This is a genomic window from Burkholderia sp. Bp8986 (assembly GCF_003854225.1).
Lineage (GTDB): Bacteria > Pseudomonadota > Gammaproteobacteria > Burkholderiales > Burkholderiaceae > Burkholderia.
Map to the genome: position 1 here is coordinate 109,236 of NZ_QTQM01000003.1, position 26,202 is coordinate 135,437.

15 protein-coding genes and 1 pseudogene are annotated in these 26,202 nt (G+C 71.5%); 3 read left to right on the plus strand and 13 right to left on the minus strand.

From position 1 onward, the window contains the following. Positions 1-49: 49 nt before the first annotated feature. The 12 genes from treY to DID99_RS04460 all read right to left on the minus strand — a co-directional run bounded on the left by treY (position 50) and on the right by DID99_RS04460 (position 22,912). Entirely contained in the window at positions 50-2,818 is a 2,769-nt protein-coding gene (gene treY / locus DID99_RS04405) for a malto-oligosyltrehalose synthase (RefSeq protein ID WP_124666153.1), read from the minus strand. Continuing rightward, positions 2,815-5,121, minus strand: a complete 2,307-nt coding sequence (gene malQ / locus DID99_RS04410; RefSeq protein WP_124666154.1) for a 4-alpha-glucanotransferase — start codon at positions 5,119-5,121, stop codon at positions 2,815-2,817. The genes treY and malQ overlap by 4 nt, the downstream gene beginning before the upstream one ends. After that, a complete protein-coding gene (gene treZ / locus DID99_RS04415) occupies positions 5,118-7,013 on the minus strand; it encodes a malto-oligosyltrehalose trehalohydrolase (protein ID WP_124666155.1) in 1,896 nt (631 codons plus the stop codon). Before treZ ends, malQ begins: the two co-directional genes overlap by 4 nt. Before the next feature lie 9 nt (positions 7,014-7,022). Continuing rightward, complete coding sequence (gene glgX / locus DID99_RS04420; RefSeq protein ID WP_124666156.1) at positions 7,023-9,137, minus strand: glycogen debranching protein GlgX; 2,115 nt, start codon at positions 9,135-9,137, stop codon at positions 7,023-7,025. Positions 9,138-9,169: 32 nt separating this feature from the next. Further along, positions 9,170-11,371: a 1,4-alpha-glucan branching protein GlgB gene (gene glgB, locus DID99_RS04425; RefSeq protein ID WP_124666157.1), complete on the minus strand. Its 2,202-nt coding sequence runs from the start codon at positions 11,369-11,371 to the stop codon at positions 9,170-9,172. Next, the gene (gene treS / locus DID99_RS04430) at positions 11,368-14,778 is read right to left on the minus strand and encodes a maltose alpha-D-glucosyltransferase (RefSeq protein ID WP_124666258.1); all 3,411 of its coding nucleotides are present in this window, start codon (positions 14,776-14,778) and stop codon (positions 11,368-11,370) included. The genes glgB and treS overlap by 4 nt, the downstream gene beginning before the upstream one ends. After that, a complete protein-coding gene (locus DID99_RS04435; RefSeq protein WP_124666158.1) occupies positions 14,778-18,170 on the minus strand; it encodes an alpha-1,4-glucan--maltose-1-phosphate maltosyltransferase in 3,393 nt (1,130 codons plus the stop codon). The genes treS and DID99_RS04435 overlap by 1 nt, the downstream gene beginning before the upstream one ends. A 185-nt stretch (positions 18,171-18,355) precedes the next feature. After that, positions 18,356-18,844 (minus strand): phage protein NinX family protein, encoded by a 489-nt coding sequence (locus tag DID99_RS04440; RefSeq protein ID WP_124666159.1) that lies wholly within the window; start codon positions 18,842-18,844, stop codon positions 18,356-18,358. A 12-nt stretch (positions 18,845-18,856) separates the two neighbouring features. After that, complete coding sequence (locus DID99_RS04445) at positions 18,857-19,672, minus strand: endonuclease/exonuclease/phosphatase family protein (RefSeq protein WP_124521753.1); 816 nt, start codon at positions 19,670-19,672, stop codon at positions 18,857-18,859. Continuing rightward, a complete protein-coding gene (locus tag DID99_RS04450) occupies positions 19,663-21,885 on the minus strand; it encodes a VTT domain-containing protein (RefSeq protein ID WP_124666160.1) in 2,223 nt (740 codons plus the stop codon). Before DID99_RS04450 ends, DID99_RS04445 begins: the two co-directional genes overlap by 10 nt. Then, positions 21,882-22,220, minus strand: a complete 339-nt coding sequence (locus DID99_RS04455; protein WP_124666161.1) for a hypothetical protein — start codon at positions 22,218-22,220, stop codon at positions 21,882-21,884. The genes DID99_RS04450 and DID99_RS04455 overlap by 4 nt, the downstream gene beginning before the upstream one ends. Further along, positions 22,217-22,912, minus strand: a complete 696-nt coding sequence (locus tag DID99_RS04460) for an MgtC/SapB family protein (RefSeq protein ID WP_124528698.1) — start codon at positions 22,910-22,912, stop codon at positions 22,217-22,219. The genes DID99_RS04455 and DID99_RS04460 overlap by 4 nt, the downstream gene beginning before the upstream one ends. A gap of 178 nt (positions 22,913-23,090) precedes the next feature. Here DID99_RS04460 and DID99_RS04465 point away from each other — a divergent pair, with 178 nt between their 5' ends. Continuing rightward, positions 23,091-23,333 carry a DUF6566 family protein gene (locus tag DID99_RS04465; protein WP_124521841.1) on the plus strand — a complete coding sequence of 81 codons (243 nt, stop codon included), beginning with the start codon at positions 23,091-23,093 and terminating at the stop codon, positions 23,331-23,333. A 123-nt stretch (positions 23,334-23,456) separates the two neighbouring features. On the opposite strand, the gene DID99_RS04470 is transcribed toward DID99_RS04465, so the two are convergent. Then, positions 23,457-24,131 carry an HAD family hydrolase gene (locus DID99_RS04470; protein WP_044843419.1) on the minus strand — a complete coding sequence of 225 codons (675 nt, stop codon included), beginning with the start codon at positions 24,129-24,131 and terminating at the stop codon, positions 23,457-23,459. Between the two features lie 192 nt (positions 24,132-24,323). Here DID99_RS04470 and DID99_RS04475 point away from each other — a divergent pair, with 192 nt between their 5' ends. Both DID99_RS04475 and DID99_RS38425 read left to right on the plus strand, forming a co-directional pair. Continuing rightward, positions 24,324-25,508, plus strand: coding sequence for a sugar transporter (locus tag DID99_RS04475; RefSeq protein ID WP_044843420.1), 1,185 nt, complete (start codon positions 24,324-24,326; stop codon positions 25,506-25,508). Positions 25,509-25,780: 272 nt separating this feature from the next. Then, positions 25,781-26,102: pseudogene (locus tag DID99_RS38425) on the plus strand (polymorphic toxin type 22 domain-containing protein). Positions 26,103-26,202 lie beyond the last annotated feature (100 nt).

The window sequence follows — 26,202 nt, forward strand, 5'->3', positions numbered from 1 at the left end:
GATGGTTTGCCTCGGGGCGCCGACCGTCTTTGCACAAATCCGATTACCGCTACCGGCTCATCGTATCGGCTGCCACCAGCGCCGCGACCGGCAACGCGGCAAGACAGCGATCGAGCCGCAGCATGCCGTCCGGCGCCTCGATTTCGCTCCCGTCGTTCAGCCAGTCGATCCACCGCTCGCTCGCGCCGCGCGGCAACACGATCGCGGTATCGCCCCATTCCTCAGGCGCGATGCGCGGCAACCCCGGCACTTCGCCGAGCAACCGGCACGCGAGCCGCGTCACGACGACCACGACCGTCGCCGTCGCGTCGCAGCGTGCGAACGCGAGCGCATGCCGCCCGAGCCTGCCGCGCACGCGCAGCGGCACATACGCACCATCCGAGAACGTCGCCGGCCAGCGGGCGCGCAGCGCGAGCATCCGCTCGACAAGCGCGCGCTTCACGCGTGCGTCGGGCCAGTCCCGCAGGTACGCGGCGACCGGTTCGTCGACCCGCTCGGCCGCGAGCTGCGCGAACGGCACGTCGCGCCGGTTGTCCGGATCGACGAGCGAGTGATCCCACGACTCCGTACCTTGATACAGATCGGGCACACCCGGCGACGCCATCCGCAGCGCCGCCTGCGCGAGGCTGTTGACGACACCGGCCGGTGCGATCCGTGCGACGAACCCATGCAGCCGGTGCACGAAATCGCCCGCGCCATGCGGCGTCAGGATCGCGCCGACGAACCGTTCGCAGTCGCGCTCGTAGTCCGCGTCGGGTGCGAGCCAGTCCGTATGCTGTTTCGCTTCGCGCAGCGCCTTCGTCTGCCAGCGCACCACGCGCTCGGCAAGCGCAGCCAGCCCGGCCGCATCGTCGGGCGCGAGCGCCGGCGGCCAGCAGCCGACGAGCGTCTGGTACAGCAGCGCTTCCGCAGCCGGCCCCGGCGCCCACGCGAGATCGCGATGCGCGCCGCCGCGCCGCGGCTGGTTCAGCGCGGACCAGTCGAGCGACACCGCGCGCCACGGGTCCGGCACTTCACTGAGCACCGCGAGCCGCGCGCGCGCATCTTCGCCGCGCTTGTGATCGTGGGTCGCGGTCGCGACGAGCGTATGCGGAACGGTGCGCGCGCGACGGCGGTTGCGCGCATGGAACGCCCCGCGCGACAGGCTGAAATCGCCCGCATCGGCACCGACCTCGTTGCGCGACAGCAGCCGGCCGTAGCGATAGTTGGCGGTATCCTCGACGCCCTTCGCGGCGAGCGGCGCGGTGAGCTGCGCGAACGCGACGCGCGCCGCGTGCAGCGCCGCGGCATCCGCGCGCGGCGCGCGCAGGCCCGGCAGCCCGAGCCAGCCGGCGACGCGATCGAGCGCGTAGCGGTCGGACGGATCGATCGTCGCGCACGCCGCGTCGTACGCGTGCGCCAGCACGCGACGATCGGCGCCGGTCGGCTCGTTGCCGGGTGTCGGGTACATCCGGTACACGGGAAGGTGCACCGCGAGTTCGCCCAGCACGCGCTGGATCGCGATCCGGCTGAGGTCGCGCGTCGCGGGTGCCGCGCGCGCAATGCGGTGCAACGCCCGCGCGACACGTTCGTGCTCGCCGGCGAGCTGCCGCTTCAGCACGCGCCGCTTGCCGGCCGCCGCCTCCTGCGCGAACGACCGCGCCGAGCCCGACACGGCCGCCCAGTGCGCGGCGAGCGGCGCCGCGCCAGCCGGATCGTGCAGCAGCGCGGCGACGTCGTTCATGAAGTCGTAGCCGGTCGTGCCGTCGACGCGCCAGTCTTCACGCAGCGTCTCGCCCGGCGCGAGGATCTTCTCGACGACGAGATAGGGCCGCTCGTCGCGCTGCGCGGCGAGCCGCGCCTGCAGGCGGCGGCAGTACGCGCCCGGGTCGGCGAGGCCGTCGACGTGATCGACGCGCAGGCCGTCGAGGCAGCCGGCCGCATGAAGCGCCAGCGGCAGCGCGTGCACCGCGTCGAACACCGCTTCGTCCTCGACGCGCACGGCCGCGAGGGTCGCGATGTCGAAGAAGCGCCGCCAGTTCAGCTCGTCGGCGGCCGTGCGCCACCACGCGAGCCGGTAGTGCTGGCGTTCGAGCAATCGATGCAGGCACGCGCGCGAGCGTGCGCGGCGCGGATCGGCGCCGCGCAGTATCGCGTCGAACGCATGCGGGCCCTGTGCCGCGGCGTAGTCGCGCAGTGCCGTGTGCGCGTCCGCGAGCCGCGCGCTGCCGCGCACCGGCGCGGCGGCGAACCGTTCGGCGAGCGCGTTCAGGTCCGCACGGTTGGCGATGCGCAGGATCTCGGCATAGGCCGCGGCGGCGACCGGCAGCGTCCTGCCCGCGCATGCGATGAAGAAACGCCCGCTCGACGGCTCGGCGCCGAGCGCGACGTCGCCGGCGGCGAGCGCGTCGCCGTAGGGCGCGCCGAGGCAGGGCAGCAGCACCTTGCCGTGGAGCGCCGCGTCAGGCGGATGCCAGTCGATGTCGAAGTAGCGCGCGTACGGGCTCGCCGGACCCCATTCGAGCACGTCGTTCCACCAGCCGTTCGATGCGCCGCCGACGCCCATGTGGTTCGGCACGATGTCGGCGATCACGCCGAGGCCGCGCGCGTGCAACGCGTCGACGAGGCGGCGGAAGCCGGCTGCGCCGCCGAGTTCCGCGCTGATCGTGTGATGGTCGACGGTGTCGTAGCCGTGCAGCGAACCGGGCTCGGCCGTCGTGATCGGCGACAGGTACAGGTGGCTCACGCCGAGCCGCGCGAAATAGTCGGTGTGCGCGGCCGCGTCGTCGAACGTGAAGCCGGCGTGCAGTTGCAGTCGCAGGGTCGCGCGCGGAATCATACGTCCTGCTCCCGGGCGCGGCGTGCGCGCTCGAGCGCCGCGATGCGTCTGCGTACGTCGGCGTCGAACAGCGCGTCGACCGCGCGCGGCAGCCGGCGCAGCCAGTTCGGATGGCCGCGGGGCGGGCCGGGGAGATTCGGTTGGGCGTCCAGTGCGAGCAGATCCTCGAGCGGCACGATCGCGAGCGGCGACGGGCTGCGCGCGACATACGCGAGGACTGCATCGACGGGTGGCGTGTCGGCAGGCGGTACCGGATCACCGGGCGGCGCGCAGCCCGCTTGCTGCAACGCGCGCCACAGTGCCGCGCGCTCGGTCGCGCGTTCGGCCCGGGCCGCAGTGAGGGCGAGGTCAGGGGTGGGCGGCGGCGTGTCGCGTGTGGCGGGCACGCCGTGACCGACATCCTTGGCGGGATGCTCGTCACGCAAAGCAGGTTTGTTTCGTTCGTAACGTCCCGCTCGGTGTGCGGCCGCGGCGCGACCGATGTCGTCACCGACATTACGCGCGCTCGCGGTGCGTTGCGTTTGGCCACTCCCGTCGTCGGTGCGTGCATCCTCGGAGGCATCTGCATCTGCATCTGCATCACCTAACCCCCGCCGCCACTCGAGATCGACACCACGCCACCAACCCGCCACGGTCGGCAGATCGTGCGTCGACGTCATAGCGATCGTGTCGCGATCCCACGCCGATGGCGGCCGAAACGCGCCATCCGCCTCACGCTCGAACCACAGCACGCGCATTCCCGCGATCCCCCGCGCGCCGAGGCGCTCGCGAAACCCGGCCGGTACCGTGCCGAGATCCTCGCCGATCGCGACCGCGCGATGCCGTGCCGCCTCCAGCGCGACCAGCCGCACGAGATCGTCGAGCGGATAGTGCAAGTACGCACCGTCGCGCGGCGAGCCGCCGTCCGGCACGATCCACATCCGCGCGAAGCCGAGCACGTGGTCGATACGAACCCCGCCCGCCTGCGCGAAGGCGGCGCGCAACAGGTCGACGAACGGCGCGAAGCCGGTCGCGCGCAGCGCGGCGGGCGTCCACGTCGTCACGCCCCAGGCCTGGCCGTCCGCATTGAACAGGTCGGGCGGCGCGCCGACCGACACGCCGCGCAGCAGCGTCGTGCCGTGCGCCCATGCGTCGCTGCCCGCGCGATCGGAGCCGACCGCGAGATCGGCGATCAACCCGATCGCCATCCCGGCCTCGCGCGCCGCATGCTGTGCGTTGCCGAGCGCGTCCGACGCGCACCATTGCAGGAACGCATGGAACGCGATCGTCTCGGCATGCGCGTGTGCGAAGGCGTCGACCTCGGCCGAGTCCGGCATGCGCCACGGCGCGGGCCATTGCCGCCAGTCCGCGCCGATCCCGTGTTCGATGCAGAACGCCTGCAGCGCATCGAAGCGCGCGTGTGCGTCGAGCGCCGCGCCGCCTGCCGTACGGAATTGCTCGAACGCGTCGCGCAACGGCCCGCCGTTCGCGCGCCACGCATCGAAGCACGCGCGCAAGCGGCGCAGCTTCAGCGGCAGCACGTGCGGCCAGTCGATCAGCGGCGTATCGGGCGCGGGAGCGCCATGTGCCGCCGCGCCGCGCATCCGCTGCACGATATCGGCGCCCGGCACCGCGTCGCAGTCGAGATACGCGACGTTGTGCCAGCGCCGCGACGACGGCGAATACGGGCTGTCGTGCTCGGGCAGTGCCGGATAGCCGGCATGCGTCGGGCTGATCGCGACCGCGTGCGCGCCGTGCCGCGCCGCATGCGCGGCGAGGCCGGCGAGCGCGGTGTAGTCGCCCGCGCCGTCGTCGCCCGTGCGGCGCAGACTGTACAACTGGGCGGCGATGCCCCAGCGGCGCTGCGCACCTGCCACGCCGTCGTCGGCGGTGAACGGCCGCATACGCGGCGGCGCGATGGCGAGCCCGATGCGTTGCTCGCCGATCTCGAGCGCGTGATAGCCGGGCACCGCGAGCGGCGGCAGTGCGCCGGATTCACCCGCGTCGGCCACGCGAGCGTCGACGTGCTCGCCCGTTTCGAGCGCGATCCGCAAGCGCGCGCCCGGCGGCGCGACGCTGCGCGGGAGCGTCAGCGGCACGCCGGCGTCGCCGGTGACGACCCGCGGCGTTGCGTCCCGGCCATCGGTCAGCGCGGCCGCGCTGTCGACCCGCTCGATCGGCGTGCCGCATGGCCAGCCGAGTGCATCGACGAGCGCGACGAGCGCGTCGTCGCCCACCCGCCGCGCGACGCCGCCCGCGTCGATCCAGTCGGGCGCCAGCCCCGCCGCACGCGCGAGGTCGGCGATCGGCACGTCGGTCGTCATTGTCGTGTGTGCCCGTTCGTGCGGTGATGGAGCGCATCGCGGTTGACCGCACCGTCGCGCCACGCGATGCAGGTGCGCGCGGGCAGCCGCCGCTCGGCCAGACGGTCGCGCGCGCGCGGCGGCGTCTCGAACACGATCTTGCCGACCGGCAGCATCGGCAGCAGCGCGTCGCGCGAGCCGGGATTGAATGCGAGCGTGAGCGTGCTGCCGTCGCCGAGCCGCCAGCGCGCGACGAGCGCCTCCGCGTTGCCGTCGCCGTCGCGGTTGCCGATGCCGCTGCCGGCGGCGCACAGCAGCTCGACGCCGAGCGCGCGAGCGCCCGGCAGGTGCGGCGTCACGAGCGCCGCGCGCACGGCCAGCGCGCTGCGGTAGAAGCGCCGCCACGCTTCGGCGTCGGGCCATGCGTCGTCACCGGCATGACCGGGCGACGAGCGCACGAACGTGCCGATGTCGTTCGGATCAGGAATCGCGTCGCGATGCGCGGGATCGGCGAACGCGGAAAACGCGGCGAACTCGCGGCGCCGGCCTTCGCGCACCGCGTCGGCGAGCGCGCCGCGATAGTCGGTGAAGAACTGGAACGGCTGCGTGCTGCCGATTTCCTCGCCCATGAACAGCAGCGGCACCTGCGGCGCGAGCAGCATCAGCGCGGTCGCCGCACGCACCGCGTCGTCGTTCGCGAGCGCGCGCAGCCGCTCGCCGAAGGCGCGGTTGCCGATCTGGTCGTGGTTCTGCAGGAACGTGACGAACGCGGTCGGCGGCAGGTGCGCGCTCGGCTCGCCGCGCGGCGCGCCGTCGTGCAGCGGCGACGGTTCGCCCTGGTACGCGAACCCTTCGCCGAGCGTGCGCGCGAGATGGCGCAGCGGCGCATCGGCGTACGCGCGGTAGTAGCCTTCGCGCTCGCCGGTGAGCAGCACGTGCGCGCTGTTGTGGAAGTCGTCGTTCCACTGCGCGTCGAAACCGCCGGGGCCGAGCAGGCTCGCCAGATTGCGCTCGTCCTCGAGCACCAGATGCACGTGGCGCGCGTCGCCCGCATACGCGCGCACGCGGCGGGCGAGCTCGCGCAGCCATGCATCGTCGTCGATCGCATGCGCGGCGTCGATGCGCAGGCCGTCGAAGCGGAATTCGTCGAGCCAGTACAGCGCGTTGTCGATGAAGAACGCGCTCGTCTGCGCACACGAGAAGTCGATCGCGGGCCCCCAGGCGGTCTGCCGGTCCGCGCGGAAAAATCCCGGTGCATAGCGCGGCAGCAGGTTGCCTTCGGGGCCGAAGTGGTTGTAGACGACGTCGAGCAACACCTGCAGCCCGAGCCCGTGCGCGGCGTCGACGAGTGCCTTCAGTTCCTCGGGCCGTCCGTACGACGCCGCGGGCGCGAACGGCAGCACGCCATCGTAGCCCCAGTTGCGCGCGCCCGGGAACGCGTTGACGGGCATCAGCTCGATCGCGGTCACGCCGAGCGCGGCAAGCTCGGCCAGGCGCCGCTCGACGTTCGCATAGCCGCCGCATGCGCCGACGTGCAGTTCGTACAGCACCGTCTCGTGCCACGGCCGCCCGCGCCACGCGTCGTTGCGCCAGCGGTATGCGGCCGGGTCGACGACCTGGCTCGGGCCGTGCACGTCATGCGGCTGGAAGCGCGATGCGGGATCGGGTGCCACGAGACCGTCGTCGAGCAGGAAGCGGTACAGCGTGCCGGGACCGCACGGCGCGACGACCTCGAACCAGCCGTCCCCGGCCGGCAGCATCGCGACGCGCCGTTCGCCGTGCAGTTCGACCGCGGCCGTGCGGCTCGCGGGCGCCCACAACCGGAAGCGCGTGTGTTCCGTGTCGAGGCAGGTCGCGCCGAACGACGACGCGAATGCGTGCGTGCCGGGCGGATGGGCGGTGCGTGACGTCATGGCGGCTCCTCACGAGGACGGGGCGGGTGGCACGGCCGCGACGGCGATCACGGCCGCGTGCGCGGCGACGTCGCGGCCGGCGTCGGGCCAGCCGCGCGGGCCGGCGTCGGGCGTCGCGGTGTCGAGCAGCACGCGATAGTCGAGCACGGGTGCGGGCGGCGTGAACGTGACGACGTGGGTCGACGCATTCAGCATCACGAGCAACGCCTCGGTGCGCCCGGTGCGGCCGGTGCCGACGCGCCGCATCGTCAGCGCGCGACGCTCGCCGTCCTCCCACGCGGGCACGCTCAGCGGGTCGCCGCGCTCGTCGAACCAGTCGATCTCGCGCATGCCCGGCGCACCGTCGCGGTCGCCGGACGGATAGCGCGGCGCCGACATCAGCGGATACATGCGCCGCAGCGCGGCGAGCCGCGACACGAAGCGCGTCATCTGCGCACCTTCGTCGCTGCGCGCGAGATCCCAGTCGAGCCAGGACAGTTCGTTGTCCTGGCAATATGCGTTGTTGTTGCCGTGCTGCGTCCTGCCGAATTCGTCGCCGGCCACGATCATCGGCGTGCCGAGCGCGGTAAACAGCGTGGCGAGCATCGAGCGGGCGACCCGCGCGCGCAGGTCGCGGATCGACGCGTCGTCGGTGGCGCCTTCGACGCCCCAGTTCGCGCTGCAATTGTCGCCGTGGCCGTCGTGGTTGTCCTCGCCGTTCGCTTCGTTGTGCTTTTCCGCATACGACACGAGATCGGCGAGCGTGAAGCCGTCGTGCGCGGTGATGAAGTTGACCGACGCCCACGTGCGGCGCCGGTGATGATTGAACAGGTCGGCCGAGCCCGCGAGCCGCGCGGCGAGTTCCGGGCGCTGCCCGGCGTCGCCGCGCCAGAAGCGCCGTACGGTGTCGCGAAAGCGGTCGTTCCATTCGGCGAAGCCGGGCGGGTGGCGGCCCAGCTGATAGCCGCCGGGGCCGAGATCCCACGGCTCGGTGATCAGCTTGCGCTGCGCGAGCAGCGGGTCCTGCCGCAGCGCGTCGAAGAAACCCGCGCCCGGCTCGAAGCCGTGATCCTCGCGGCCGAGCGTCACGCCGAGATCGAAGCGAAAGCCGTCGACGTTGAATGCGCTCGCCCAGTAGCGCAGCGAATCCATCACCATCTGCACGACGCGCGGATGCGACAGGTTCAGCGTGTTGCCGCAGCCGGTTTCGTCGACGTGGTAGCGCGGGTCGTCCGGTCGCAGCCGGTAGTAGCTCGCGTTGTCGAGGCCGCGCCACGACAGCGTCGGGCCGAGCTCGTTGCCTTCGCACGTGTGGTTGTAGACGACGTCGAGCACGACTTCGATGCCGGCCGCGTGCAGCTGCCGGATCGCGATGCGCATCTCGTCGAGCCGCCGCGTCGACAGGTAGGCCGGCTCCGGCGCGAAGAACGCGGCCGTGTCGTAGCCCCAGTAGTTGCGCAGCCCGCGGTTCACGAGCGCGCGCTGCTGCAGGAACGCGTGCACCGGCAGCAGCTCGACCGTCGTCACGCCGATCGACAGCAGGTGATCGATGAACGCCGGATGCGCGAGCGACGCGAACGTGCCGCGCTCCGGCGCGCGCAACCCGGCGCGGCGCATCGACGCGCCGCGCACGTGGGTCTCGTAGATCACGGTGCTGCGCCACGGCACGTCGGGGCGCCGGTCCATGCTCCAGTCGAACGCCTCGTCGACCACCACGGCCTTCGGCATCGCGGGCGCCGAGTCGCGGCGATCCATCGACAGGTCCGCGCGGTTCGAATGCACGCGATAGCCGAACAGCGCGTCGGACCAGCGAAAGTGGCCGACCAGCTTGCGCGCGTACGGGTCGAGCAGCAGCTTGGTCGGATTGAAGCGATGGCCGTGCTGCGGCTGGTACGGGCCGTCCGCGCGAAAGCCGTACACGGTGCCCGGATGCGCGTTCGGCAGGTAGCCGTGCCATACCTCGTCGGTGCATTCGGGCAGGTCGAGGCGCGCGAGCTCCTTGCGGCCGGTCGGGTCGAACACGCACAGCTGGACACGCTGCGCATGCGCGGAAAACACCGCGAAGTTGGTGCCGAGGCCGTCCCAGGCCGCGCCGAGCGGATGGCAGCGGCCGGGTTCGAGACGGGCGGGCAGGGCGGTCGGCATGGGGATCGTCTCCGTGTCGAGGGCGCCGGGTGTCAGGCCGGGCTCAGCCACAGCGTCGCGAGCGGCGGCAGGCGCAAGGTGGCCGACCACGACTCGCCGTGCGCGGGGATCGCCTCCGTCGACACGGTGCCGTCGTTGCCGGCATTCGTGCCGCCGTACACGGCGGCATCGGTGTTCATCAGTTCACGCCACTGCCCGGGCGCGGGCAACCCGACGCGATAGCCGGCACGCGGCACCGGCGTGAAGTTGCAGACCGCGACGACGAGACGCCCGGTGTCGTCGCGGCGCGCGAACGCGAACACGCTGTTGTCGCGATCGTCGCCGATCAGCCACGCGAAGCCGGCCGCATGGCAATCGAGCGCATGCAGCGCCGGTTCGGCCGCGTACGTGCGGTTCAGGTCGCGCACGAGCCGCTGCACGCCGCGATGCGCGGGCGCGTCGAGCAGGTCCCAGTGCGGCGTCGCATCGTGCGCGAACTCGGCCCATTGCGCGAATTCGCTGCCCATGAACAGCAGCTTCTTGCCCGGATGCGCCCACATGAAACCGAAGTACGCGCGCAGCGTCGCGAGCCGCTGCCACGCGTCGCCGGGCATCTTCGCGGCGAGCGAACCCTTGCCGTGCACGACCTCGTCGTGCGACAGCGGCAGCACGAAGCGCTCGGAGAACGCATACACGAGCCCGAACGTCATCCGGTCGTGGTGATAGCGGCGATGGATCGGATCCTCGCGCAGATACGCGAGCGTGTCGTGCATCCAGCCCATGTTCCACTTGAAGTCGAAGCCGAGCCCGCCGTCGCCGGTCGCCGCGGTGACGCCCGGCCACGCGGTCGATTCCTCCGCGAAGGTGACGATGCCGGGCGGCGCGAGCGCACCGTGCAGCGTGTCGTTCAGCGTGCGCAGGAACGCGACCGCTTCGAGGTTCTCGCGCCCGCCGTGGATGTTCGGCACCCATTCGCCTTCCTTGCGCGAGTAGTCGCGGTACAGCATCGACGCGACCGCGTCGACGCGGATCCCGTCGACGTGGTAGCGGCGCGCCCACGCGAGCGCCGACGCGACGAGGAACGCGCCGACCTCGTTGCGCCCGAGGTTGAACACGCAGGTGTTCCAGTCGGGGTGCATGCCCTCGCGCGGATCGGCGTGCTCGTACAGCGCGCTGCCGTCGAACTGCGCGAGGCCGTGCGGATCGTTCGGGAAATGCGCGGGCACCCAGTCGACGATCACGCCGATGCCGGCCGCGTGCGCGCGGTCGACGAAGCGCGCGAAGCCGTCGACCGGCCCGAAGCGCGCCGACGGCGCGAACTGCGCGAGCGGCTGGTAGCCCCACGAGCCGCCGAACGGGTACTCGGAAATCGGCATGAACTCGACGTGCGTGAAGCCCATGCCGCGCACGTACGGGATCAGCCGCTCGGCGAGTTCGTCCCAGGTCGAACTGCGGTCCATTTCCTCGGGCACGCGCTGCCACGATTCCGGATGCACCTCGTAGATCGACCACGGCACCCGAAAGCGACGATCCGGATGCGGCCGCGCGTGGATCCAGCCGTCGTCATGCCATGCGAACGCGTCGAGCGCCGCCGTGTCGGCGACCACCGATGCGGTGCGCGGCGGCGCTTCGGTCGCGCGCGCGCACGGATCGGCCTTGTGCGGCAGCACGCGGCCGTCGCTCGCGCACAGCTCGTACTTGTAGTGCTCGCCGGCGCCGATGTCCGGCACGAACAGTTCCCACACGCCCCACGGGCGCCGCAGCCGCATCGGATGACGGCGGCCGTCCCAGGTGTTGAAGTCGCCGACCACCGACACGCGCTGCGCGTTCGGCGCCCATACCGCGAAGCGCACGCCGTCGATGCCGTCGACGCGCGTGGGCGTCGCCCCGAGGCACTCGAGCACGGCGGCCGGGTCGCCGGCCGCGAACCGCGCGAGCGCCGCGTCGTCGAGCAGCGTGCCGAACGCATACGCATCGTCGGTCACCTGCCGCGTGTCGGGCCACTCGATCGCGAGCCGGTAGTGGCCGTCGCGCGCGATCGTCCCGGCGAAGCAGCCGGCTTCGTCGACGCACGCGAGCGTGCCGAGTTCGTCGCCGTCGGGCGTCACCGCGCGCACGCGCCGCGCGCCGGGCAGCAGCGCGCGCACGACGATCCGCCCGGCATCCCGGTGCGGGCCGAGGCACGCGAACGGGTCCGGATGGCGCCCGGCGAGCAGCGCATCGATATCGTGGCGGTCGAACAGCGTGTCGGTCATCGGGTGCCTCCGTCGTCGGGTTCACCGTGCGTGTCGAGCAGGCGTTCGACGAGCGCGGCGAGCCCGCCGACCGGCACGCCGAGCCAGTCGGGGCGGTTCGCGGCTTCGTAGCACAGCTCGTACGACGCCTTGTCGATCAGGAACAGCGCGAGCAGGCGATCGGCATAACGCGGGTCGACGAAGCGTTCGGGCGCCTGCTCGGCGGCCGCGCGATAGCATTCGACGAAGCGGTCGGCGGCGGCCTGCCCGAAGCGGTCGAACAGCGCGCGCTTGCGGCCGGCCGCCTGCGGCGGCGCCTTCTCGATCACGAACTGCGCGGCCGCGCTCACGTACGACAGCGAGCGCAGGAAGCCGGCCACGTCGCGCAGCGGATGCGACTTCGCGCGGCGCCGCTCCAGCGGGCGCGCGGGCTCGCCCTCGAAGTCGATCAGCAGCGCATCGCCCTGCACGTCGAGCACCTGGCCGAGATGGAAATCGCCGTGGATTCGCGTGCATTGCGCGTCGAGGGTGCGCGGCACCAGTTCGCCGAGCGCCCGCACGGCCGCGTCGCGCGACGCGAGCAGCGTGTCGGCCGCGGCCCGCTCGGCGGGGGCCAGCGTATCGAGCCGCGTGCCCAGCACGTCGAGCGCGTGCTCCAAGGACGCGATCGCATCGCTGCGCCAGTGATCGACGTGTGCCGGGGTCGCGCGCTCCGGCGCGAACGCCGGGTCGTCGGACGGCTGCGCGAGCGCGACGTGCAACTGACCGAGCCGCGTGCCGACGATCCCCGCGAACGCCGCGTAGCCGAGCAGCGCGTCCGGTTCCTCGCCGGACTCCGTCGCGTCGCCTTCGTCGACGGTCGGCAGCGCGAGCTCGTCGACCGCACGTCTCAGGAAGTCGAACGAACGCGTCCACGCGTCGCCCTGGTTGTCGACGTAGCGCTGCAGGATCGCGACCGTATGCGGCGTGCCGTCCGGATCGACGTGCACGACTTCGCCGGCCAGCGTCGCGGTGTTCGCATAGCCGATCCGCGTCAGGTGGCGGCTCATCTCCGCTTCCGGATGGATCCCATGCGCGACCTTGCGCACCAGCTTCAGCACGATCGCGTCGCCGATCACGAGCGAGCTGTTGCTCTGCTCGGCCGCGAGCCAGCGCACTTCGGCGTCGTCGCCGGGATCGAGCGCGGCGAGCGCCTGCTCGGGCAGGAAGTCGAGGCGGCCGCCGTCGGAAGTCGGCACCGTCGCGCCGTCGCGCAGCTTGCGCAGCATCCCGCGCGCGAACGACGGCAGCGCGAACGCGTCGGTGAGGTACCCGACGGTATGGCCGCGCCGCACGCGCGCGAGCGCGAGCTGCGCGAACAGCGGCTGCGACGTCTCGCCGCCCCACGCGGCGGCCAGCGGCACGACGTAGCGTTCGACCCCGCCGTCGCTCGCGGATACCCATGCTTCCGCGTACTGGAACGGCTCGTCCGGCATCGGCGTGACGACGTTCAGCCACGCGTCGCCGATCTTGCGGTCCTTCGACGCGAACCAGCGGCGCCGTGCGAGCCACGACGCGAGCGCATCGTGCGCGAGCGCATGCAGCTGGCCGACGTCCGGCCGCGCGTCGCCGCGCCGCATCACGATCGTCACGTACTCGGGCAGCGGCTGCGCGTGCGGCTGCCGCCACGACGGCTCGCGGCCATGCTCGGACAGCACGAACCACAGGAACCCGTACGGCGGGAAGGTGAGGAGATACGGGAGCTGGCCGACCGGCGGAAACGGCGAATCCGACGTCATCTCGATCGGCACGCGGCCCGCGAATTCGGACAGGTCGAGTTCGACGGCCTGCGACGCGCGCGACAGGTTCGCGACGCACAGCACCGTCTCGTGGCCTTCGAGTTCGCGCAGGTAGGCGAGCACCTTGCGGTTCTCCGGGCGCAGGAAGCGGATCGTGCCGCGCCCGAACGACTGCGTCGCGCGGCGCGTCGACAGGATGCGGCGCGTCCAGTTCAGCAGCGAATGCGGGTCGCGCGTCTGGGCTTCCACGTTGATCGCGTCGTAGCCGTACAGCGAGCCCATCACGGGCGGCAGCACCAGCAGTTCCGGGTCCGCGCGCGAGAAGCCGCCGTTGCGATCCGACGACCATTGCATCGGCGTGCGCACGCCGTCGCGGTCGCCCAGGTGGATGTTGTCGCCCATCCCGAGCTCGTCGCCGTAGTAGATCACCGGCGTGCCGGGCATCGACAGCAGCAGCGAGTTGATCAGTTCGATGCGGCGCCGGTCGCGCTCCATCAGCGGCGCGAGGCGGCGACGGATGCCGAGATTGATCCGCGCGCGCCGGTCGCTCGCATAGGTCTGCCACAGCAGGTCGCGCTCCGAATCGGTGACCATCTCGAGCGTCAGCTCGTCGTGATTGCGCAGGAACACGGCCCACTGGTTGCTCGGCGCGAGCGCCGGCGTCTGCCGCATGATGTCGACGATAGGGAAGCGGTCCTCGCTCGCGATCGACATGTAGATGCGCGGCATCAGCGGAAAGTGGAACGCCATGTGGCATTCGTCCTCGTTGCCGAAGTATTCCTGCACGTCTTCCGGCCACTGGTTCGCCTCCGCGAGCAGCATCCGGTTCGGGTACTCGGCGTCGATCGTCGCGCGGATCCGCTTCAGGATCGCATGCGTCTCGGGCAGGTTCTCGTTGTTGGTGCCTTCGCGCTCGACCAGGTACGGCACCGCGTCGAGCCGCAGCCCGTCGATGCCGAGATCGAGCCAGAAGCGCATCACCTGGATCACCTCGCGCACCACGGCCGGGTTGTCGAAGTTCAGGTCCGGCTGGTGCGAGTAGAAGCGGTGCCAGTAGTACTGGCCGGCGATCGGGTCGTGGGTCCAGTTCGACGTTTCGGTATCGAGGAAGATGATCCGCGTGCCCGCGTATTTCGTGTCGGTGTCGGACCACACGTAGTAGTCGCGATGCATCGAGCCCGGTTTCGCGCGCCGCGCGCGCTGGAACCACGGGTGCTGGTCCGACGTGTGGTTGATCACGAGCTCGGCGATCACGCGGATGCCGCGTGCGTGCGCTTCGCGGATGAAGCGCCGCACGTCGGCGAGCGTGCCGTAGTCGGGATGCACGTCGCGGTAGTCGGCGATGTCGTAGCCGTCGTCGCGGCGCGGCGACGGGTAGAACGGCAGCAGCCAGATGGTATCGACGCCGAGCTCGGCGATGTAGTCGAGCTTCGCGATCAGGCCGGGGAAGTCGCCGATCCCGTCGTTGTTCGAGTCGTAGAACGACTTCACGTGCACCTGGTAGATGATCGCGTCCTTGTACCACAGCGGGTCGTCCGCGCAGAGCGCGGGTGCGCGGCGCCGCGCACGGCGCCGGCGCGGCGTGCCGGCCGGGGCGAGCGACGGGAACTGCGCGCGCCGCACGTCGTCGAGGGAGTCTTCGCGTTTCATCATGCGTGTGCTCCGGAAGGGCCCCGGGCACCGCCCGGGTCGGGCGCCGGTGCTCGCGCGGCGCCGGGAGACGGCGCGAGCCGCCAGATCGCATAGGGCCGCACGTGCGGGTCGAGCGACACGTACTGGCGATGCCCGCGCCAGGTTTCGGCGCGCGCGGCGTCCTGTTCGAGCGCGTCGAGCGGTTCGCCGTCGACGAGCCCGAGGCCGCGCCACAGCGACGCATCGAGCATGAAGTTCGTGGCCTGCGGATGCCACGGGTCGAGGCTGATCGCGACCGCGACGACGCTGTCGTGCGCGGGCGTCGCCTTCACGAACACGAGCACCTGGTCGTTGTCCGCGTCGGCGAACGTGAGGCCGAGGTGGGTCTGCAGCGCCGGATGCTCGCGCCGCGCGCGGTTCAGCCGCGCGACTTCGCCGCCGATGTGCGCGGCCTTGGCCCAGTCGCGCGCGCGCAGCTCGTATTTCTCCGCGTCCGCGTATTCCTCGCTGTCGGGCAGCGGTGCCGATTCGCCGATCTCGAAGCCCGAGTACAGGCCCCACGAGCCGGCGAGCGTCGCCGCGAGCGCCGCGCGGATCACGAACTGCGAGCGCGGCGCGTTCTGCAGGTGGCGCGGATTGATGTCGGGCGTGTTCACGAAGAAGTTCGGCCGGAAGAACTCGCGCGCGGGACCGGCGCTCAGCTCGGTCAGGTAGTCGATGAATTCGTGCTTCGTCTCGCGCCACGTGAAGTACGTATACGACTGCGAGAAGCCGATCTTCGCGAGCCGGTACATCATCCCGGGCCGCGTGAACGCCTCCGACAGGAACACGACGTCCGGATGCTTGCCGCGCACGTCCGCGATCATCCACGCCCAGAATGGCAGCGGCTTCGTGTGCGGGTTGTCGACGCGGAAGATCCGCACGCCGGCTTCGACCCAGAACAGCACCACGTCGCGCAGCGCGAGCCACAGGTCGGGCAGCGCGTCGGGCGCATAGAAGTCGGGATTCACGATGTCCTGGTAGCGCTTCGGCGGATTTTCCGCATAGCGCAGCGAGCCGTCGGGCCGCCACGCGAACCAGCCCGGATGGGCGGCGAGCCACGGATGGTCGGGCGAGCACTGGATCGCGAAATCCAGCGCGATTTCGAGCCCCTGCGCGCGCGCCGCATCGACCAGCGCGCGGAACGACGCGAGCGTGCCGAGCTGCGGATGCACGGCCGTGTGGCCGCCGTCCGGCGAGCCGATCGCGTACGGGCTGCCGACGTCGTCGGGGCCGGCCTTCAGCGTGTTGTTGCGGCCCTTGCGCGCGGTCGTGCCGATCGGATGGATCGGCGGGAAATACAGCACGTCGAAGCCCATGTCGCGAATGCGCGGCAGTTGCGCGATCACGTCGTCAAAGGTGCCGTGCCGGTGCGGGTCGTTGCTCGCCGAGCGCGGAAACAGTTCGTACCAGCTGGAAAAGCGTGCGGCGCGGCGCTCGACCTCGACCGGGTAGACGGTCTCGTCGTGCGTGACGAACGGCCGGTAGCGCAGCGCCGCGTAGGCGTCGGCGAGCGCGGGTTCGCCAATCAGTGCGAGACGGTGTTCGTGCGACGCGTCGTCGAGGTCGGCCGCCAGCCGTTCCATCTGCCGGACCGCGTGCGCAGCGTCCGGCGCGGCGCGCTTCAGCGCGGTCGCGAGCAGCAACTGCGCCTCGCGCACCTCCAGCGTCACGTCCTGGCCGGCCGCGCGTTTCTTCGCGATGTCGGTGACGAGCGAGGCCCAGTCGTCGCGCCACGCGATCACGCGGAACGCGTGGCGGCCGAGCCGCTCGAGCGCGATGCGCGCGTGCCAGCGGTCGTTCGGTTCCGCGACGAACGGCACTTCGCGCCAGTCGTCTTCGTCGTCCGCGCGCCACTGCAGCGCGGCCGCGAGATGCGCATGGCCGTCGGTGAAGATCGATGCGTGCACAACCAGCGTTTCGCCGATCACGCGCTTGATCGCGAAGCGGCCGCCGTCGACCGCCGGCTCGACGCGTTCGATCGCGATCCGGTCGGCCGCGAGCGCGGCGGACAGCGCGGCGCGCTCGTCCGCGGCGCCGGCGCGCGCGGTCGCGGGCGGCGCGCGCCGCGCGTCGAGCAGCGCGTAGCCGCCGGGTTCGAGCGTGAACGCGGCCAGCGCGACCGGTGCATGCGTGTGCGTGCCCGCCGGCGTCGCGACCTGCGTGAAGCCGCCCGGCACACCGGGCAGGATCGTCGCGGGATCGACCGGCGCGTCGGCATCGAGAGCGGGATTCAGCGCGATCAGCAGTGCCGTGTCGTCGTGCTCGAGCGACGGGCCCATGCCGCGCAGCAGCGCGGTCGCGGCCGCGCCGGGCGCGCTCAGTTGCGCGATTTCGCCGCGCCCGGCCGCAAGCGGCGTCGCGCGGCGCCACGCGTTCGCGTCGGCGATCGCGCCGGACAGGTCGAAGCGCGCGCCGTCGAACGCGGCGCGATAGCGCGCGGCGTCCGCATCGCGCACCATCAGCGGCAGCGTGATGCCGCGCTCGAAACCCATCGGCACGAGCCAGCCGGTGCCGAGCGCAGCCGCGGTCCACAGCGCGCGGTGGTACGCGCGGGCGAGCGTCTCGTCCGGCGCGTCGTGCCAGTCGTCGGCGAGACGCGGGCCGTCGAAGGCGTCGGGAAACGCGATCGGCGAGCCGATGCGGCGCAGCAGCCGGTGCTCGTCCGCAAACCACGGCGAGCGCAGATCCCACCAGCGTACCGACGAGAACACCGCGTCGAAGCCGGCTCCCTCGAGTTGCGCGAGCGCGTCGCGCGCATGGCCGGGCACGCCGGCCAGCACCGCGACGTCCGGGCGTGCGCGACGCAGCGCCGCGCGCCAGCCGGGCCACCACGCGGCCGGCAGGTGATGCGGCGCGTCGATCAGGAAGCCGGCCGCGCCGGCGTCCGCGAACGCGGCGAGATGCGCGCACCACCACGCGGCGAGCGCGTCGTGCGTCGCGTCGTCGCCGACCCGCGCATGGGCGACGTCGAGTTCATGCGCGCCGCAGCGCGGATCGATCAGCGCGTCGTCGTGCGCGCGCTCGGCGTACCAGTCCGGATGCTCGGCGCGCAGCGGATTGTCGCGCGCGATGCGGTCGGGCACGACTTCGAGCAGCACGCGCAGCCCGTGGCCGTGCGCGAGCTGGGCGAGCCGCGAGAAGGTTTCGAGCGCGCCGGCGCGCGTCGCGAACGTCGCGGCCGGCCGGTGGAAGTCGGCGACGTGCCGCGGAAAACCCGCGACGCTCGCGGCCCAGAAGCCGCCGATCAGCACGTGATCGAAGCCCATGCCGGCGATGTGCGCGAACGTGTCGGGCCACGCGTCGAGCGGGCCGACGAGGCGCGCGTCGCAGAAGTAGAGGTGGGGAGCGAAGGGCGGGGTGGCGTTCATGGGATGGCGGGTCCGGGCGTCGGCGAACGGTAACGGCCGTGCGCCGCAACGCGCGTGCCTGCGGCGCGGCGCCCGGCGCGGCAACGTTCGGGCGCGATGCCGGGGGCGGCACCCTGTCGTTTTTACATGAACACGGGAGGGTCACTGCATCGCGCGCATGGCCCATGCCTCGGCGTCCGGCGTCGTCACATGCGCGGAATCGAGCGAATGTCCGAACTGTCGCCGATGGCCGGATCGTCGTCCGCTTCGGGCAGCGGCGCACCGGGGTCGTAGCGCACCGGCGCGCCGCGCTCGATCCGGTGTGGGAACGGCGGCGGGGTATCGACCTCGTCGCCGAAGCGCGCGCGCACGAACGCGCGCAGCAGCGCGGTGCGCGCGTCGGGCGCGCGTGCCGCGCAGGTCGACGGGCCGTCGATGAAGCACGCGTCGCATTCGACGCCGTCGCCGCGCCGCGCGATCCGCAGGTCGCCGACGCGATCGAGTACCGCCCCCGCGTCGGCCCACGACGCCGACGGCGCGAAATGCGCGTCGAGGCGCCGCAACGCATCGCACGCGGCGGTCACGATCACCTGCGGCTCGATGGCCGTGAAGTACAGCGTGTTTTCGTCGTCCGCGCACAGTGCGCGTGCGCACCAGTAGTCGAGGGCCGTTCCGTCGAGTTCGTCGGTTCGCATGGGCATGCTCCGTCAGGTTTCGTCGGCGTGGTGCGCGTCGCGCGCGGGCGGCGTGCCGGGCGCGGACCGCGCACGCATGCGCGCGACGAGCGGGTAATGATCCGACGCGCGCCGGGCCAGCATGCTGCGATGCACGGTCACGTCGACCAGCAACTCGCCCGGATGGATCCAGATCCGGTCGAGCGAGAACACCGGGTACAGCGTCGGGAACGTGCGCGGCGCCGGCGCGCGGCGGAATCGCGTGACCAGCGCCTGCAGCGCGCGGCCGCGCACGAACCACTCGTTGATGTCGCCCATCAGGATCACCGGCATCGCACCGGTGTCGAAAGCGGCAAGCAGCCGCTGCACCTGCGCGCTGCGTTCGTTCGCCGACAGCCCGAGATGGGTCGCGACCACGCGCAGCGTGCCGGCGCCGCAGTCGATGTCCGCATCGAGCGCGCCGCGCGGCTCGCGCGGGTGGAACGACAGGTCGAGCGTGCGCGCGGCGCGGATCGGGCAGCGTGACAGCACCGCGTTGCCGTAGCGGCGCTCCGGCGTGTCGATGGTCGGGCCGGCCACCGCGTGCATGCCGGTCGCGTCGCGCAGGTGCGCGAGCACGTCGGGCGCGCGCGTGCCGCCGAGCGGCACTTCCTGCAGCGCGATCACGTCCGCGTCGAGCTCGTGGATCACCGCCGCGATTCGATCGGCCGCGCGCGCGGGCCACGCACCGTAGCCGCCGCGGATGTTGTACGTCGCGATGCGCAGGTCGCGTCCGCCCGGCGCGGCGGCGGGCGCGCCGTCCGACGTGACGATGTCCGGCGGCGGGGCCGGCTGTCGGCTCAGCACCATCGTCGCAGCACCCTGACGAGCAGCACCGACACGCCGACCAGCGCGACGCCGATCGCCGCGAGCCACGCGAATGCGCCGGGGCCCGGATGGCGGAACGCGGCGGTCAGCTGGTGCGCGAAGGTGACCGTCAACACGATGCCCGGCAGCATCCCGATCGCGGTGCCGACCAGGAAGTCGCGCAGGCCGATGTGCGAGGCGCCGGCGACCAGGTTCACGATCGTAAACGGCGCGATCGGCAGCAGCCGCAGCACGGCCATCGCGACCACGCCGCGCCGGCCGATGTGTTCGCTGAGCCGGTTCGCGCGTGCGCCGGCGAATCGGCGCACCGCGTCGCGCCCGAGCCAGCGGCCGATCCCGTAGGTCGCGGCGGCGGCCGTCAGCGAGCCGACGGCCGCGTAAGCGAAGCCCGGCCACGCGCCGAACACGAGCCCCGTCGCGGCGATCAGCAGCGTGATCGGCACCGACAGCGTCGCCGCGACCACGTAGCCGGCCAGCAGCAGGGCGGGCGCGCCCGGCAGTGCCGCGGCGCGGGCCGCCGCCTGCGCGAGCGCCGCGACGTTCAGCGCCTTGCCGAGCGGCGAGAAGCGCCACGCGAACGCGAGCGCCGCGATCAGCAGCACGGCCGCGCCGAGCGCGAGGAAGCGCGCGGTCAGCGGGCGATGCTGCTCGCGCGGCAGGAATTCGCGGACGAACCGGTCCGGCTCGATTGGCTGCTCGGGGTCGAGCCGCGCGCTGACCGGCACCAACGCGTCGAGCTGCGGCGTCACGACCGGGTCGAGCACGCGCAGCGTGCGGCCCGGTTTCGCGCGCAGCCGGTCGAGCGCGGCGTTCGGCCGGTCGCCTTGCGCGAACGCAGCGGCGACCGTGGCCGGCGGCGTGCCGAGATGTTCGGCCAGCAGGCGGTCGCGCAGGCCGGCGATCGCGGCGCGGATGCGCGGCTCGCCCGCCGCGACGAGCGCGATGCAGCATTCGGTGTCGAGCACCATCGACCGGTTGTTCAGGTTCGCGCTGCCGATCACGATGCATTCGTCGTCGACGATCTCGATCTTGCTGTGCACGTTCACGCATGCGTCGCCGAGGCCGTCGACGTGCGGGTACAGCAGCCGGTAGCGGCCGAAGCGGTCGGCGGACTTGAGCGTGTCGTGCAGCCGCGCGCGCAGCACGCCCATCGTCGCTTCCTGCAGCCAGCCGCTCTGCACGCGGGGTGCCACGACCGTCACGTCCGGCCCGTGCGGGTCGGCCAGTCGCGCGGACAACGTTTCGCGCACCACGGCCGCGGTGAAATACTGGTTCTCGATGTACAGGTGGCGCCGCGCGGCGCGAATCGTGTCCTCGACGAGCGCGCGCACCTGTCGTACCGGCTCGCGGTCGCGGTGGCGCGGCGCCGTGTACGCGATGCCGAGCCGCACGTGGCTCACGTCGACGCGCGCGCCGGGCGGCCACGGATCGACGTCTTCGTCACGCTCGAGATGGCGCTGCGCGCGGATCGCGATCGGACGCCCGCATGCATTGCGCCAGCGCGTGCGCGCCTGCTCGCCGATCGCGGCGGCCGCGTCGCCGTCGAACATCGCCTGCACGTCGTGAAACGGGCCGTACGGCATGCCGCGGGCGTCACGGCGGCGCGGATCGTCGGCCGCGTGCGCAGGCGTATCCCAGCGCTCGCGCGTCAGGTCGAGCCCGCCGACGAACGCGAGCCGGTCGTCGATCACGACGAGTTTCTGGTGATGCGACGCGCCGCGCGGATGGGTGTCGTCGAGGCGGAACCGGATGCCGCGATGCGCGCGCCATGCGGCGCGATAGACGGGCGGCCAGTCGCGCTCCAGCGCGTAGATCATCGCGAAGTCCCACGCGAGCACGTAGATGCGCAGGTTGTGGCGCGCGGCCGCGAGCGCGTGCAGGAACGCGCCGAGCGTGTCGGGCAGCCCGTCGCCGGCGGCGTCGGCCGGCGCGAGGCGCATCCGGCTGTCGACGTCCCAGCCGACGATGAACACCGTATGGCGCGCCCGCCGCAGCGCGGCGCGCAGCGTCGCGAAATACGCGGCGCCGTCCACCAGCATCGCGAAGCGGTCCGCGCTGCGGATCGTGTCGCAGTTGCGTCCGCATTCGAGCAGGCCGTGTCGCACCGGTTCGTCCGTGCGCGAGGGGGCGGCCGCCGCCTCGTCGGGGCCCGCCGTCGCGACGGCGGCGCGCGGCTTGCGGTCCGGCGCGATCATCGGGTGTCGACGTTCCGGCCGCCGTCGATGCGTTGCAGCAGCGCGTCGCAACGTGCGCGCAGCGCCTGCAGTTCCGGCGAACCGGCGTCGAGCCGGACGCGTTCGCCGTGCTCGGGTTCGCCGTACGCGGCCGCGATGTCGTAGATGCGTTGCGCGATCGTCGCGGACGCGTTCGCGATCCGGATCCGGTCGAGCCAGCCGCATTCGGCGTGATGGCACGCGAGCCACGCGCGCAGCGCGCCGACCACCTGGCTGGTCGTGAGCCAGGCGCCGCCGCGCATGCGCGCGGCCAGCTGGCTCGACACGAGATAGGAAAGCAGGTCGGTCTGGGTCACGCGAAACTCCTTGACGAGGTGTCGGGACTGCAGGTCCGCACGCCGGCGATGCCTTGCAGGGATTCGCAGATCGCCGCAAATTCCGCGCCGCTCGTGCGCGAGAACGATATCGAGATGTCGTCGGTCTCCGGATCGTCGTCGGACTGCTGGACGATGAACCGCTTCACGCGCACGCGGCCCGCGCCGAGCGTGTCGTGCAGGACGCCGAGCGTCAGGCCGCCGCGCTCGACGACGAGCCGCAGCGTGCGCTGCTGCCGCTGCGCGATGAAGCGGCGCTCGAGCGGCTTCACGCCCGCCAGGATCGCGAGCACGATCGCCGTCGCGCCGATCGACGCGACGTACATGCCGCCGCCGGCGGCCAGGCCGACGCCGGCCACCGCCCACAGGCTCGCGGCCGTCGTCAGCCCGCGCACGACTTCGCCGCGCAGCAGGATCGAGCCGGCGCCGAGAAAGCCGATGCCCGAGACCACCTGCGCCGCGACCCGCGACGGATCGAGCACGACGCCGTATTGCCCGCGCACGTCCTCGAAGCCGAAGGTGGAGACGAGCATCACGAGGGCCGAGCCGACGCACACCAGCATGTGCGTGCGCAACCCGGCGGCCCAGTTCAGCCGTTCGCGTTCGAGCCCGATCACGCTGCCGAGCAGCGCGGCGAGCAGCAGGCGTCCGACGAGTTCGATATGGCCGATCATCGCGGCCTCCTTGTTGTCTGGCGGACCGGAGCGGTTCGATACCGGGCACGAACGCAAGACACGTGCCGGGGCGGCCGACAGCGGGCACGGCGTGTGCGCGCGGGGCCGACGGCGCGCGCGGCGGTCATGCGGCGCGCATTTTTTGCATCGCCATCGCAGATAAGTACAGGAGGCCAGGATGCAACATCAACAGGACGCACAGGTTCGCGACCCGTATCGCGGCCACGAGATTCGCGTATGGGCGCGGCGCAACGCGCGCGGCGCGTGGGACGACGAGGTGCAGGTCTATGTCGACGGTGCCCGCATCGAGCTGATCGTGCCGGAGCCGGCCGGCTCCGAATGGTCGACGCAGGAGGAGGCGCTGCGCGCGGGCGTCGAGCGCGGGCGTTATCTGATCGACAAGCGGGTCGATGACGATTGATTCGGGGCGAATCGAATCGAATCGACCGACCCGGTTCGATCAACAGGGCGCGGGTGCGCGGCTCGGCTCTTTCGTGACTGCATGCCGACGCCGCGCGCGACCGGATCCGCTAACGCGAACGGTCTATGGCCGTGCCGCGATCTCGTCGAGATGCCACAGCAGATCCGCCGGATCGTCGTACACGCGCAGCGCCCCCGCGCGTTCCAGCTCGTCGCTGCCGTAACCGCCCGACAGCAGCCCGACGCCCAGCGCGCGGCAGCGGCTCGCGGCGAGCATGTCCCAGATGCTGTCGCCGACCACCACCGTGTGCTCGATCGGCACGTTCAGCTTCGCCGCGGCCGTCAGGAACAGGTCGGGATCCGGCTTCGCATACTTGACCTGGTCGCGCGTGACGACCACGTTCTTTGCCGGATCGACGCCGAGCGCCTCGAGGTTGATGGCGGCCGTTTCCATTCGCCCGCTGGTCGCGATCGCCCAGCGGATGCCCGCGTTCGACAGCGCGGCCAGCAGCTCGCGCGCGCCCGGCAGCGGCCGGACCTGCGCGCGCAGCCGCTGGTACGCGGCCGCGTGCAGCCGCGCGAGCCGCTCGACGCGCTCGGCGTCGATGTCGCCGGCCGTCTCGCGCAGTAGCTGGTTCAGGAACAGGCCGCCGCTCATCCCGATCTTGCGGTGGATGCGCCATACCGACAGTTCGATGCCTTCGGCATCGAGCGCTTCCTTCCACGCGAGCACGTGCTGATAGACGCTGTCGACGAGCGTGCCGTCGAGATCGAACAGAAACGACGTTTCAATGCGCATGTGAATCTCCCGGCCCGATGACGTTCGGGCAAATCGTCCGCGAAATATCCTTCGACGCATTATCGGCGCGCGGCCGTGTCATCGCCATGTCCCGGCGGCGCGGCGCGCCGCGGCATGTCATGTGCCGCTGGTACAATCGCGCCGATGCGCCGGGCCGGCTGCCCGCGCCCCCAACCTTCGTCGAATTCCCGTATGGCAACCCCGGACGCCGTCAGTTCCGAACAGTCGTGGTGGGGCGTTCTGGCCCTGGCCCTTGCTGCCTTCATCTTCAATACCACCGAGTTCGTGCCCGTCGCGCTGCTGAGCGCGATCGGCGACAGCCTGCGGATGCCGCCGACCGACGTCGGCCTGATGCTGACGATCTACGCATGGGCCGTCGCCGTCGTGTCGCTGCCGCTCACGTTCGTCACGCGCCACGTCGAGCGTCGCAAGCTGCTGAGCTGCGCGCTGCTGGTGTTCGTCGGCAGCCATGTCGTGACCGGCGTCGCGTGGAATTTCACGGTGCTGATGATCGGCCGGCTCGGCATCGCGTGCGCGCACGCGGTGTTCTGGTCGATCTCCGTTCCGCTGGCCGTGCGGCTCGCGCCGAGCGACCGGAAAAGCCGCGCGCTCAGCCTGCTCGCGATGGGCACGGCGATCGCGATGGTCGCCGGCATTCCGCTCGGGCGCGTGATCGGCGAGGCGCTCGGCTGGCGTGTGACGTTCCTCGTGATCGGCGGCGCGGCGGCCGTCGCGCTGCTGATGCTGCGCATGACGCTGCCGGTGCTGCCGAGCCAGGGCGCCGGATCGCTTTCCAGCATCGGCGCGTTTCTCAGGAAGCCGGCGCTCGTGGCGCTGTATGCGATCACCGTGCTGGTCGTATCCGCGCACTTCACGTCGTACACGTACATCGAGCCGTTCGTGCAGAGCGTCAATCATGCGAGCAGCAGCCGGATTACCTACGTGCTGATCCTGTTCGGCGTGGCCGGCATGCCGGCCGCGCTCTGCTTCAATCGCGTGTTTCCGGAACGGCCGGCCGATTTTTTGCTCGCGTCGATCATCGCGCTGTCGGCCTGTCTGCTGATCCTGTTCCCGAGCGCGCTGAACATCGTCACGCTGTCGGTTCACACGCTGGTGTGGGGCGGGGCGATCGTCTGCTTCGGGCTCGCGATGCAGGCGTGGGTGCTGAAGCTGGCGCCGGAGGCGACCGATCTCGCGGTGTCGATCTTTTCCGGGCTGTACAACGTCGGGATCGGTGCCGGTGCGTTGCTCGGCAACCATATCGCCGGGGATTTCGGCCTGCCGTGGATCGGCACGTTCGGCGGCGTGGTCGGGATCTTCTCGGCCGGGATTGCGTGGGCCGCGTTGCGGCTGCATGAGCGGCGGGCGTTGGCGTAGCCGCCGCTGGGCCGGCGGGGGCGGCGAGCGTGCCGCCGGCGCGTTGCACTGATCGCTGCAGGCGCGTCAATGCACAGGATGTTTACCGGCACGCGATGCGGCCGGTCACGACGCCGCGCCCGCTGGACGCCTTCAGCCTCAAACTCAATCGTTGTCCGACTTCAGGCACGCGTGCTTGGCATGCGTGATTTCGCGTGGCGCCGCACGTGCACGCCGATCTGCCTCCATGCGTTCCCTGATGCTGCGATGCGTGAGCGGAAAATCGCGCGGTTGTGGCGCGCAGCACAACATACGTATCTGGAGGGGTCACCCAAGCTAATCCTCGTTCGATTACGACGATGCCTGGTATTGTCGGGACGTTGGGATGGATATGGGGCGCCCATGACGCTACCTCAACTAATTCGTTTATGACCGGCGACGCAACTCAGGCATATTTGTCCGTACCGACGCCGTTTGATGTGAATGCATTTATTGCGATAACACATTCCTGGCGGAAGCACTGCGCTTGAGCTTGGAATCGCGTCGCCGGGGAAAATCTCCTTTGGCGTCTCGCCATTTAGTCATGCCGTCCCTTTGAATAACCCGAAGAAATAGGAATTTATATGGTCGCGCCAGGTGGTCCGGACGAAGAGACATGGTCCAAAATGAGCAAGAGTTCTCGTAGAAATTACTGGATTGTTGTGGCTGCATTTTG